Annotated in this window: 11 protein-coding genes and 1 pseudogene; 2 read left to right on the forward strand and 10 right to left on the reverse strand. The window is 47.1% G+C overall.

Annotated features, from left to right (window positions below; genetic code table 11):
• Positions 1-295, forward strand: a 295-nt coding sequence (locus tag BLQ79_RS07820; RefSeq protein WP_143270127.1) for an integrase core domain-containing protein, incomplete at its 5' end; no start/stop codon positions are given.
• Positions 296-341: 46 nt separating this feature from the next.
• Here the strand turns inward: BLQ79_RS07820 and BLQ79_RS07825 are convergent.
• The 9 genes from BLQ79_RS07825 to BLQ79_RS07865 all read right to left on the reverse strand — a co-directional run bounded on the left by BLQ79_RS07825 (position 342) and on the right by BLQ79_RS07865 (position 9,885).
• A complete protein-coding gene (locus BLQ79_RS07825; RefSeq protein ID WP_091365519.1) occupies positions 342-2,003 on the reverse strand; it encodes an ABC transporter ATP-binding protein in 1,662 nt (553 codons plus the stop codon).
• Complete coding sequence (locus BLQ79_RS07830) at positions 1,987-3,738, reverse strand: ABC transporter ATP-binding protein (protein ID WP_159427886.1); 1,752 nt, start codon at positions 3,736-3,738, stop codon at positions 1,987-1,989. Before BLQ79_RS07830 ends, BLQ79_RS07825 begins: the two co-directional genes overlap by 17 nt.
• Positions 3,739-3,851: 113 nt before the next feature.
• Complete coding sequence (hpt, locus tag BLQ79_RS07835) at positions 3,852-4,403, reverse strand: hypoxanthine phosphoribosyltransferase (RefSeq protein ID WP_091365536.1); 552 nt, start codon at positions 4,401-4,403, stop codon at positions 3,852-3,854.
• Entirely contained in the window at positions 4,403-5,764 is a 1,362-nt protein-coding gene (gene tilS / locus BLQ79_RS07840) for a tRNA lysidine(34) synthetase TilS (RefSeq protein ID WP_091365523.1), read from the reverse strand. Before tilS ends, hpt begins: the two co-directional genes overlap by 1 nt.
• A 5-nt stretch (positions 5,765-5,769) precedes the next feature.
• The gene (locus tag BLQ79_RS07845) at positions 5,770-6,669 is read right to left on the reverse strand and encodes a Ppx/GppA phosphatase family protein (RefSeq protein ID WP_091365525.1); all 900 of its coding nucleotides are present in this window, start codon (positions 6,667-6,669) and stop codon (positions 5,770-5,772) included.
• A gap of 137 nt (positions 6,670-6,806) precedes the next feature.
• Positions 6,807-7,313 (reverse strand): S1 RNA-binding domain-containing protein, encoded by a 507-nt coding sequence (locus tag BLQ79_RS08530; RefSeq protein ID WP_091365527.1) that lies wholly within the window; start codon positions 7,311-7,313, stop codon positions 6,807-6,809.
• Positions 7,314-7,414: 101 nt separating this feature from the next.
• Positions 7,415-7,702: an FtsB family cell division protein gene (locus tag BLQ79_RS07855; protein WP_091365529.1), complete on the reverse strand. Its 288-nt coding sequence runs from the start codon at positions 7,700-7,702 to the stop codon at positions 7,415-7,417.
• Positions 7,653-8,630 carry a D-alanyl-D-alanine carboxypeptidase family protein gene (locus tag BLQ79_RS07860; protein WP_091365531.1) on the reverse strand — a complete coding sequence of 326 codons (978 nt, stop codon included), beginning with the start codon at positions 8,628-8,630 and terminating at the stop codon, positions 7,653-7,655. The genes BLQ79_RS07855 and BLQ79_RS07860 overlap by 50 nt, the downstream gene beginning before the upstream one ends.
• Positions 8,631-8,703: 73 nt before the next feature.
• Complete coding sequence (locus tag BLQ79_RS07865; RefSeq protein ID WP_091365533.1) at positions 8,704-9,885, reverse strand: M48 family metallopeptidase; 1,182 nt, start codon at positions 9,883-9,885, stop codon at positions 8,704-8,706.
• A 244-nt stretch (positions 9,886-10,129) separates the two neighbouring features.
• Between BLQ79_RS07865 and BLQ79_RS07870 the strand changes: the two genes are divergently transcribed.
• Entirely contained in the window at positions 10,130-11,083 is a 954-nt protein-coding gene (locus BLQ79_RS07870; RefSeq protein ID WP_091365534.1) for a DUF1858 domain-containing protein, read from the forward strand.
• A 48-nt stretch (positions 11,084-11,131) separates the two neighbouring features.
• Here the strand turns inward: BLQ79_RS07870 and BLQ79_RS07875 are convergent.
• Positions 11,132-11,428 (reverse strand): annotated as a pseudogene (locus tag BLQ79_RS07875) (IS256 family transposase); the annotation flags it as partial.

Below are 11,428 nucleotides of genomic sequence, written 5' to 3' on the forward strand. Positions count from 1 at the left end.
AAGTCTTGACGAAGATTTTACTCTTTTTGAGCGTAAATTAAAGGAGCTGGGCATCAAGCACAAAAAGATTCGTCCCTTTACCCCAAGACACAATGGGAAAGTAGAACGCAGTCATCGCAAGGATAACGAACGCTTTTATGCCACGCATTGTTTCTTCTCTTTTGAAGATTTCAGCAGACAACTCAAAAGATATAATTATAGAGATTATAACTGCTTCCCAATGCGGCCACTTGGATGGAAATCTCCAAAAGATACACTCCATGATTTCATCAAGTACGGTGTAACATATGTTTGACAAACCAACAACCATCATTCCCTGAAGCCCTGTAAAGTGTATGAAATCAGAGTTCAAGAACATGTATATTGTCCATATTCATATGTCTGTGGGAAATTACAATACAGGTGTACTGCCCCTTCATCTTCGCAAGGGTCTGATACAGCATCCATTCTGTCTTTGTATCCACGTGAGCCGTAAATTCATCCAGCAGAAGTATCCGCGGATTTCCATACAATGCCCGTGCCAGCCCCATAAGCTGCCACTGTCCATCGGACAACCCGGCGCTTTCCGCCTCTGCCTCAAGACCCCCCGGAATCTGCCGGACCGTTGAATCCAGCCCCACCTGTTCAAGTATATGCCATATCCAGGTATCATCCTCTCCGGATGGCTCCCCCTGATGCAGCGTAATCTGATCCCGAAGCGTCCCTTCTACTTTTTCAAATTTCTGCTCAACAATACCAAACAGAGCTCTCCGCTTCTGTCTGTCCATACAGTCAAGAGATTGCCCATACATAAGAATTTCCCCAGAGTCTGGCTGGATAAGTCCGGTCAGCAGTCTGAACAGCGTCGTTTTCCCTGAGCCGGTTCTTCCCTGAATCATGAGATAATCACCCTGCCGGACGGTAAAGTTCAGATCCCTGAATATGGTTTTTCCTTTTTCATATGCAAAAGATACGTGCCTGAATTCACAGGCTGCCACATCCTCCGGAACTTCTTTCGTACTTCCTCCGGGAATCGGCATATGTTTTTCCTCTGGGAGTTCAAGAAACTGTGTTACCCGTTCCAATGCGGCTGCCGCAGTCTGTATGGACTGGATTTCCATCCCCAGAGCTTCCAGCGGTGAAAATAATGCCAGAATGTAGGCAATCATGGATACCGCCTTACCAGCTGACAGATGAAAATAATTCCCGGTTACATTCCCTGCTGCCAGTACCATCATCACCGCAATGGTGCAGGCCGTAACCATCTTGATTATCGGAGAATATACCGAATCAAAGAAATTCGTTCTTTCTATGGCCCGGAAACTGCGGCCAATCATCTGTCCATACCGGTTTTCCATAAACGATTCCATGCCCAGATTCTGAATGACAGGAAGCATGGCCATCGTTTCCGGCAGACAGGAAAACACATCCGCAATGGCACTTCTCTGTTTCAGCTGTGCCTTTCTTACGCTCTGCTGACAGATTCTGGTAAATTTCCAGAGGAAAGGAAGTATTACGCAGAGCAGCAGCGCCAGATATACATTGGTTCTCCCTATCACCAGAATTATAGCCAGCAGTTTTAACGCATTGGCCGACAAGGCTACTATGCCTTCAGTGAACAGCACATTAATCGCATCCACATCATTGAGGAAATGGGAACTTATCTCGCCGGAAGAGTGGGCGGTGTAATACGAAAAAGGCAGTCGGGAGAGTTTAGCCGCCATACGGCTTCTGAGAAAGTGCATCAGCTTCTGCCCAAGGACAATGATGACACTGTTCTGTCCGCTTTCTGCCACACCTGCCAGAATTCCCGCCGCCAGCCAGGCCGCTCCCCACATCCACGCCTGCCCCGGCATGTAGAGCTGATCCACAAATCGTCCCAGAACCCAGGGTGGAATCAGTACGGTGGTGGAAGCAAGCAGAATAAGGACTGCCATCAATCCGCAGACCCATTTATGTGCTGATAAGAACTGTGCAAACAGTTTCCAGTTTATGTGGTTATTTTCCTTATCTGCCTGTTTCATTGGAACTCTTTCCTCCTTCCTGCATCTGATACTGTTCTTCCAGTTCCGGACATTGCCTGCACACTTCTGTGAATGTTCCCTGAACAGCTGTCTCCCCTTTCAGATATATCACAGACGTACATTCCGGGAAAAAGGTCAGCCGGTGGGATATGAGGAATATAATCCGGTTTCCGGAAATTTCCTTTATGCCGGCAAATACCTGAATCGCCGTTTTTTCATCCAGTGAAGCAAACGGATCGTCCAGCACAAGGATCCGGCTTCCCTGCGCCAGGGTACGCGCCAGCGCTACCCGCTGCTGCTGTCCCCCTGACAGAGGCGTTCCATCTCCGAGAATCCGTGTATCCAGTCCATCCGGCAGACCGGCAATATCTTCCTCCAGGCAGGCTATATGCACAAACGGAGTGATATCCACTGGCTCTCCGACCGCAATATTATCTCTGATCGTTCCGGAGAAAAATGCCGGTTTCTGTTCCATAACACTGACATAATTTCTCGTTGTTCCCATGCCCATATCCCGTATTTCACGGCCATCAATTTTCAGACTTCCCTGGTAGGGAAGCCATCCGGCAATCATCTGCCCCATACTGCTCTTTCCTGAGGCTACCGGACCGGCTATGGCGATTATATCGCCTGGATTCGCCTGGAATGACAAATGGGAAAATAACTTCCGATCTCCGCGGTAAAGTGCCACATTTTCGGCTGTAATCTCATGTACCTTTGTCACTGCCCTGCACTGCCTGTCTTCTGTACCTGCCTTCAGCAGCGGTTTTACTCTCTGCCAGGAAACCCGTGCTTTCTGCACGGCATTAAACAGTTTGGCTGCATGAGATGATTTCTCTGCCAGCCTGAAAAAGCAGGCCATAAATGCTGTAAATGCAGCTACATCCCATATATTCTGATGGACATAGCCGCTGCCGATAATAAATACAGGAAGTACCCCGGTAATGGCAATAATCCGGTAAAGCGGCTGCATTGAATTTTCCCACAGTCCGGACTTAACCGATGTCCGTTCATAGTCCTTCAGATACTGTTCGAGAACGACATTGCGCCTTTCCTCATAGCCGCACAGCCGCCACAGGTCCATATGACTGATTCGATCCATCACCTGCGAAGTCAGGCGGCCTTCACTCTGACGGGCGGAGAGGCTGGCCAGGGAAACCCATCGTTTTACCCGATTGGCCGCGAAGAAAGCCAGTGGAATAAACGCACAGGAAATAAAAGTAAGACGTATATCATAGGCCATGAGAAAGGCTATGTAGGCAATCAGTACCACTCCGGTATCAAATAATTCCGTAGCGAATTTTCTGACCCCTTCTGTACAGATATCTATATCGCTGATTGCCTTAGTCATCAGTTCCCCTGTGTTTTCCGCAAGGCAATCTTCTCCCGTTTTCCCAAGAAGACTGTGATAAAGCACCAGCCGCATGCTGCGGCTCATATCATTGGCAAAGCGACGCACAAAAAAACGTTTAGCCGCCCTCGCTGCCTGAACCATTAAGATAACCGCAACATACAGGCCGGCCAGGCGCAGCATATCATACAGTGTCTGCTTCCCTTCATAAATATTTTTCAGGCACTGAACAAGCTGCCCTTCAAAATATGGCCCGGCGGTCAGTCCCAGATTATAAATGAGACCGGTTATTGTAAGCAGAGCCAGCGGTTTCTTTTCCTTTAGGATATAAAACGACAGACGGTTCTCTGCCCCAGTGCCTCCACCAGTACGCAGAATATTCATTTTTCCCCCTGACTTGCCATAAATCAGAATAAGCAGGTAGTTACAGCCATACGATAGAAAACACATCAGCCCCTGAACAGTTCTGATGTGTCTTCTCTTCTGAATTTTATTATTTATCCACGAACATATACTTCCGGCTTAAGTACTCCGACTTCCGGAAGATTTCTGTATTTTTCCGCGTAATCACAACCATATCCCACAATAAATTCATCCGGGATATCAAAACCAATGTATTTTACGAAAACGTCTCGTTCGCGTCTTTCCTTTTTGTTGAGGCAGATGGCCAGTTCAACAGAAGCCGCCCCTCTCTTTTTCAGAAGCGGTACCAGCGAATCCATGGTAATACCTGTATCAATAATGTCTTCCACGACAATGACATGCTTCCCCCGGATATCCTTGTCCAAATCCTTCTTGATATTGATGCTTCCGGAAGAAACGGTATTATCTCCGTAACTGGAAACGACCATGGTATCCAGTGTCACCGGAAGGTCGATGCAACGCATTAAGTCACAGAGAAATGGCATAGCCCCCTTAAGAATACCAACCAGCACGACATCCTTGCCCTGATAGTCCCTGGTAATTTCCTGTCCCATTTCCGCTACTCTTTTCTGCAGCTGTTCTCTGGTAATGAGCACTTTGCGAATATCTTTCATAAGATTGTCCATCATCTTGATTTTCTCCTCAGCGTCAATAATAAAAATGTTTCTGTATGTTCATCGGGCAGTCCGAATCGGCTTCCCCGCATACCACCAATCCAATAAATATGCTCCGCGTCTGCCGCGAGTGGCCAGTATTTCCTCTTTACCGCAGGAATCTTTAAATCCTGCATACACTTAAATAACTTTTTACTGCCCTGCATCCCCCGTGGATAAAACAGTTCATCCCGGGTTCCATGACGCAGTACCACAGTTCCCACCTTATCCTTATCCAACAGGAACTGATTCTTTCTCAGGTTTTCCGGCCGTTTATGCAGAATCTGCTGCTCCAGGACATAGGTATCCGGAGCATCGTCCTTCTGATAATGCGTATCTCCAGAGGAAAAACGGGCCTGATTACGTTCCAGCGTTACCAGTACACCTGCTGAAGATGTACTTTGTCCTGTGTGCCCGTTTTCTATAAGTTTCCGTACTTTTTCGATGCCATCATACCCTATAGTCCTGCCCCCCTGATCATGCCAATCCAGCACCTTCTGCATGACCAGCCTGACTATTCTTCTTCGAAAAGCCAGATGACAGTTCCGGAACTGTGGAACAAGGATAGCCGGCATACCCGCTGCATCAGAAGTTACGCAGCCCTCTGCCATTTTTTCCGCCATCTGCTCCATAGCTTCCTCATCTTCCCGTAAGATTTCCGCTGTCCGGGAAAGAGCCTGTACAATTGACGGATTATATCCAGCAAGCTCAGGAAGCAGTTCCAGCCGGATATGATTTCTTGCCGTAATGGCCATATCATTGGTTATATCATGACAGGGTTCATACGGAAAATGGGATACAAATTCTCCAATCTGCTTCTTTGTTGCCCAGAGAAACGGGCGGATACGTGTTCCCCTTCTGGGATGAATTCCTGTCAGCCCCATCAGTCCGGCACCGCGAATCAGATGATACAGGACGGTTTCCGCCTGATCGTTGGCATGATGCGCCGTCGCTACCAGATTATAGCCTTCATTCCTGCAGATTTCTTCAAAGGCTTCATAACGCAGGCGCCGCCCGGCCGTTTCCATAGATTCCCCGGTTTGCTCTGAAACTTCTGTTACATAAGCCTGTCGAATATAACAGGCAATCCCCTGTTCTGCACATACCTTCGCCACAAATTCAGTTTCCGCTTCCGCTTCCGGCCGCAGATGATGATTTACACAACAGGCTCCCAGTGTAAGCTGTTCTTCCCTGGCTACGCTTTTCAGAAACAGTAACAGCGCCAGTGAGTCCGGGCCGCCTGACTCAGCAATGAGGATATGATCCCCTTTTTGCCACATGTGCTGTTCATGGGCAAAATGGAGGGTTTTTCTGATAAATTCTTCTTTTTCCATAATCTTTATTCCGGCTTGACCAGATCGGCATCCAGAAGTCCTTCCTGCAGATCTCTGTCACTGACCGTTGCTTCAGGGATAGCAAAATATTCCATCAGTGCATCCAGAATGGCTACCCCGGCGACAATAATATCGGCACGTTCCGGACGGAGCCCCGGAATATGACATCTTTCTTCATATGACATACTGAAAAGCTGCTTCAGCAAATCGGATACTTCTTCCGGCTTAAGGACAAATCCCTGAACCCGGGAAGCATCATATACATCCAGCTTCTGAAGCATAGCGGCAATGGACGTAGCCGTACCACCCACAAAAATCCAGCGTTTAACACTGGCCACCTCATCGGCCTGAGGGAAAAGTTCAAAACAGTGTTTCTTCAGTTCCCCGATGCCTCTGGCTCCTACTACATCAAACTGTCCTGTGCATCTTACACACCCCAGGGGAAAGCTGATTCGGAATCCTATGTCGGTACCAAAGCCCATGCAGATTTCGGTAGATCCCCCGCCAATATCCACTACAGCAGTCAGTGCACCGGATGTCCCGGCCGCTCCAATATAGCTGTAAAAAGCCTCTTCCTTTCCAGTCAGAATGTGCATGGGTGCCTTAATGGTCTCACTGATGGCTTTCGCGAATTCAGGACCTTCCGGAGAGTCCCGGAAAATAGCTGTGCCATACGCAGTAAGGTCGGAAATCCCTGCGCTTCTGGCTTCATCGGCAAAAGTCTTCACAGCTACCAGCGTACGTTCCTTGGCTGCAAGTGACAGTGCTTTATTATTGGCCATCCCTTCCCCAAGGCGTGTCGAGTTGACTTTCTTTGTTACCGTTTTCCATTCGCCCCCATCTGGCCTTTCTGCCACCAGCAAACGAACTGAATTGGTTCCAATATCAATAATTGCGCGTTTCATAACTCCTCCTTACCAGGAGAACACACTACCTTTACTTCTGATGTAAATAAGGGGCTCTGAAAAATGAATAAACATTTCCCTGTAAGCCCCTTATATGCAATATAAACAGATATATTTCCGTTCTCTGAATTTTATAATCAGTCAGACCACCGGGAACCACGTCCGCCACGCTTAGATTCCACATTGCGTTTTAAGTCCAGCAGACGTTCATCGCTGTCTTTCAGGAATCGATTCAGCTTGTCTTCGAATGAGCCGGAATCATTGCGGTGTCTCGCCTGGAATCCTCCATGGAATTTCTGACCTTTTGATTCACCATGGCGTGAAAACCGTTCATGATGATTGTGGCCCCGGGCCTGTACCTTATTGTCCTGCTCATGGGCATGACCCTTCGCAGCAGTACCTTTTTCGTCTTTCATTGCCTGTTTGATGGAAAGTGCAATTTTGCCGTTCGAATCAACAGAAAGAACCTTAACCTTTACTTTATCGTTAACTTTCACAAAATCATTGATGTCACTTACAAATTCATTTGCGATTTCAGATATGTGGACCAAGCCCGTCTTTTTTTCAGGAAGTTCCACAAAAGCACCAAACTTAGCAATTCCTGTAACCTGTCCTTCTACGATGCTGCCGACCTCTAAAGCCATGAGAAAAAATATATCCTCCTTGAAAATAAATAATTTATATCATTATACGAAACTTCATGAGTATTCGCAAATCACCGGGTTTAAGATAATCTGCCCCTGCCTTACGGCACATAGGGAACTTCCGAAGGCTTTACCAGTCCCAGTTCATGTCTGGCCTTATCCTCTATGACACGGGAATCATTCAATTCCTTTTTCTTCATGTCCAGCTCCTGTTTCTCCTTTACCAGCTGTTCCTTCCTCAGCTCCGCCTGTGTAATCTGCTCATGTAATTCATAGACCTGATACACCCTTGGAGCAAGTATCAGAATAAACAGGAGTATGACAATGGCAATACTCACTTTATAGGCCGAATACTTCGGTCTTCTGGACTTTCTTCGTCTGCTCCTCATTTGGTTCCCTGCCCATTACCTGGTTAACCCATTTGAATACTATTGGTTCTGCCTTCAGTTCCTTCTGATAGCGCTCCCATGCTTCCGCACAGGTAAAACCATAGGTAAGCCAGCTTTGTACATCCTGCCAGCGCGCATTATCGTTGTATACACTGACCACCATAAGATTCCCATTCCGTATAGCGGATGCCACCAGACATTTGCCCGCAGCATCCGTCATCCCGGTCTTTATGCCATTGGCGCCGGAAAATCCACTTTCAAGGAATTCATTTCGATTCCGGATGATTCGTGTCGAGCCATCCTTAAACCGCATCGGATAGGTCTTCATGCCCACGATTTCCCTGAACTGCGGGTTTCTCATGGCATAGGCCCCAATCCTGGCCATATCATTAGCTGTAGAATAATGATTCGGATCGGTGAGTCCATTCGCATTATTAAAATGGGAATGACGGGCACCAATAGATTCCGCCTTTTCATTCATCATCTGTATAAACCGGCTGTAACTGCCGCCCGTCGTTTCCGCTGCCGCTACCGCCGCATCATTTCCGGAAACCAGCATCATGCCATACAGCAACTGATGCAGCGTAATCGGCTTAGCCGGAGTAATGCCTACCAGGGTTCCATCCTGATGCATCGCAAAAGGAGTAATCACTGCCTCCTGCTCCAGTTTATCATGCCCTTCCTCCAGCGCAATAATGCAGGTAAGCATCTTCGTTGTGCTTGCCGGATAGATTTTCAGATCTCCGTTTTTGTCTGCCAGTGTTATATCCTGATTAGCCCAGAACAAAGATGCTGAAGTACCATGCACAGGCGGAGGAGCCGGAAATCTGGGTGGCTGAGGCGGCGGCGGAGTGATATACTCCAGCACGCCAATTGATACCAGTATCAGCAGAACCACCACCGCAACATATGTCATCAGTCTTTTCATTTCCTGTTTATATCCCCTTCCAAGTCAGTGTGTAAATACACATCCCTTATGATACAAACCGGCTGTGTTCTGGTCAATCAGCTTTCTGCTGTTTTCTGCTGGTCACTGTGGTTTTTGCTGTTTTATTCTGACTGGATGTATCCGCCTTCTTCAGGGAATCCTTCCATACATCCTTATCATCGGTTCCCGGATTTTTTGCAATGGCCTTATTAAGGGAGTCCACTATGCTGTTTCCATCTTCTGTTCTGGACACGGTGTACACTGTAGTGTCTCCACAGGAGATTTCATTTCCCGAGAGAACCATATCTCCTGCCTTATGTTCATGGAACAGCCGGGCCAGTTTGCCGGCTGATAGATAGGTCCGTTCTTCCTTTGTATATCTGCCTCTGGCGGTCGGCTGGAACGTTTTATCTCCGTTAACTATAATCCATCCGTCCTTAACATTGACATGCCGGTTGGAATAATCATACATGCGTTTTACATTCTTGTTAATTCGGTCGGATGTTGCCGGATGATTTCCCGGTGCTATAACCGCCTTTATACCGGAAGGTGCAGAGTTGCCATACTTGTTATAAAGCACCTGCATGGAAGCAGCCGCTGCCCCGGGATTATAACCGGCATCTACAAGATAGTCGAATCCGATATCATCCGCCTGTTTTTCCTGATCTTTTGTAAAAACCGCATTGGATACGTAATTAGCGGCTATATTGCCAAGAATGAGCGAACCCAGTGAAGGATTGTCTGACAAATATATATTCACAGCTGTCACCAGCCCTACCTGTTTCTTTACCCCGGCTACAGAATGACGCTTTTCCCCGTGTGTCAGTTCATGTGCCATAACATAGGCCAGTTCATCATCGTCCAGGACATCCAGTGCCCCCTTATTGACGCACATGACCCCGCCAAGAGACATGAAGGCATTAAAATCCTTATCAGGAGATACATAAACCTTGTAATTACGCTTAACACTTCCCGTATCCCGCAGGCTCTGATAAATACGCTGCACCCGGTTATTATCCGCTGGATTCTCGTCCACCCCGGTCTGCCGCCTGCATTGTTCATAAAACTGCGCCTGTCCCTGATCATCCAGCTTAGAATAGTACTGGGATACCAGCAAAAGCGCCGCCGCCCCATAAATGAGCTTTTCCGTAGTGCTGGCCGCAGCTACTTCGACTGGTGTTGCTACCGCCATACCTCCGGTAATCAATGCAGCCGCAAGCACTGCACTTCCCGCTATCCTTCTGAATCGATGCATAGTATCTCTTCTTTCTGTGAATGCATTATATCCAATTACTTTAATCTTATTTTATCACCTTTGTTCCATTTCGAGAATTCCAGGCGAATGTTCCCACGCTCCTTTTCTAAAATTCCCTTCTATATCCTCATCTCCTGAAATTCTTTATAAATTCCGCTTTATCGACAGCTGTCCATTTGCTATAATGAATTGTACATTTAATCTACACTATATTAGTCATCTTTATTTGAGTAAGGAGATTGCAATGACTGCTGATAATCTGAGTTTTTCCATAGTTATTGATTTTATTCCTGACATTGATGAAGGGCGTCAGGACTTTACACAGAAGATGAAGGAGACGGCTGCACTTTACCATGGCTCCTTTTCTCTGGATCAGAAACACCGCCCAACCATAGGTGGACTCACAGCGGAAGATATTCCCAAACTGCTCCCGACCTTAGGTCTTTCTGCATTCGGTTCCTGGCCATCCTGTATCCTTACCTGCACCATCCAGGCTCCTCTGCCGATTCACAGTATCGGCATGTCTGACGGCTGGGATGTGTATGTAGGCAAAAAGACATTTTTTGCCTTTGCTCAGTTCCCGGGAGATGCTTTGCAGATTATGGTCAAAGCCTGCACCTACTATCTCAACCATGAACAGTTCCAGCCTCTTGAGGATTTTATTCATGAAATGGGATTTGATGCATTCCGTGATGCTGTACTGGGCAACGCCATGGATACCGGCAATTCTTCCCCTGCCAATACTATGGCAGACGATTCCTATGGAAATTCACTTCCTCTGAAGGAAGGGGATTTTGTCCGTCCAGAACACAACATCATGCAGGTTATTGAGGTATATCCGGATATGGCTCCTTTCCTTATGGAATACGGCATGTCCTGTGTCGGCTGTTTCGTTTCCTATGATGAAACCATCTGGCAGGGCGCACAGAGCCACGGACTGGATGTATTCGAGATCATTGGCGAAATGAATGAATACATTGCTGATAAATATCACAAGAAGGTAATCTCTGAAGACACCCCTATCGAAGATATCCTGACTTTATATCCGCAGCTTCTCGCTGTACTCCAGTCCTTCGCCCTGGATATGCCTTCAGACATGAAGACCACCATCGGTGAAATGTGCAGCAAGGCCGGAGTCAATGCGGACGATGTTATCGCCAAATGTGATGACCGTCTTCGCGGCGCGGCTGAAATGTAACAGAGTGCAATAAAAAAAGGCGGGTTATAGGACAAAACGTGTTGGTTTTTAGTCCCAGTAAAAGCTAATATCAAGGTCAGTTTTATGAAGCTCTCCCCAGACAATAGCGTCTCCCCATGTGGGGATTGAATCCTCTAATCTACTTCGTTCATTCATGGTATTATATATATCGGAAATACTTTTATTGGTCGGCATAACCTTTAGTATTTCTGCGGGTGAAAGCGGTTTCGGTGAGTGCATGTAGCACCACCAGAAAACCGCTTTTATTCTTTTTTCAACGGATAATCCTCTGTGCTGTCGAAGCATTGCACGTAGTTGGGCATTAACTCCACCTTCTATCCGATT

This window comes from Dialister histaminiformans (assembly GCF_900103425.1).
Taxonomy (GTDB): Bacteria; Bacillota; Negativicutes; order Veillonellales; family Dialisteraceae; genus Allisonella; species Allisonella histaminiformans.

What these genes read in the sequence shown, in the direction of transcription:
- BLQ79_RS07825 (WP_091365519.1), bottom strand. Translation starts at nt 2,003, where the DNA reads ATGAAACAGGCAGATAAGGAAAATAACCACATAAACTGGAAACTGTTT.
- BLQ79_RS07830 (WP_159427886.1), bottom strand. Translation starts at nt 3,738, where the DNA reads ATGAATATTCTGCGTACTGGTGGAGGCACTGGGGCAGAGAACCGTCTG.
- hpt (WP_091365536.1), bottom strand. Translation starts at nt 4,403, where the DNA reads ATGGACAATCTTATGAAAGATATTCGCAAAGTGCTCATTACCAGAGAA.
- tilS (WP_091365523.1), bottom strand. Translation starts at nt 5,764, where the DNA reads ATGGAAAAAGAAGAATTTATCAGAAAAACCCTCCATTTTGCCCATGAA.
- BLQ79_RS07845 (WP_091365525.1), bottom strand. Translation starts at nt 6,669, where the DNA reads ATGAAACGCGCAATTATTGATATTGGAACCAATTCAGTTCGTTTGCTG.
- BLQ79_RS08530 (WP_091365527.1), bottom strand. Translation starts at nt 7,313, where the DNA reads ATGGCTTTAGAGGTCGGCAGCATCGTAGAAGGACAGGTTACAGGAATT.
- BLQ79_RS07855 (WP_091365529.1), bottom strand. Translation starts at nt 7,702, where the DNA reads ATGAGGAGCAGACGAAGAAAGTCCAGAAGACCGAAGTATTCGGCCTAT.
- BLQ79_RS07860 (WP_091365531.1), bottom strand. Translation starts at nt 8,630, where the DNA reads ATGAAAAGACTGATGACATATGTTGCGGTGGTGGTTCTGCTGATACTG.
- BLQ79_RS07865 (WP_091365533.1), bottom strand. Translation starts at nt 9,885, where the DNA reads ATGCATCGATTCAGAAGGATAGCGGGAAGTGCAGTGCTTGCGGCTGCA.
- BLQ79_RS07870 (WP_091365534.1), top strand. Translation starts at nt 10,130, where the DNA reads ATGACTGCTGATAATCTGAGTTTTTCCATAGTTATTGATTTTATTCCT.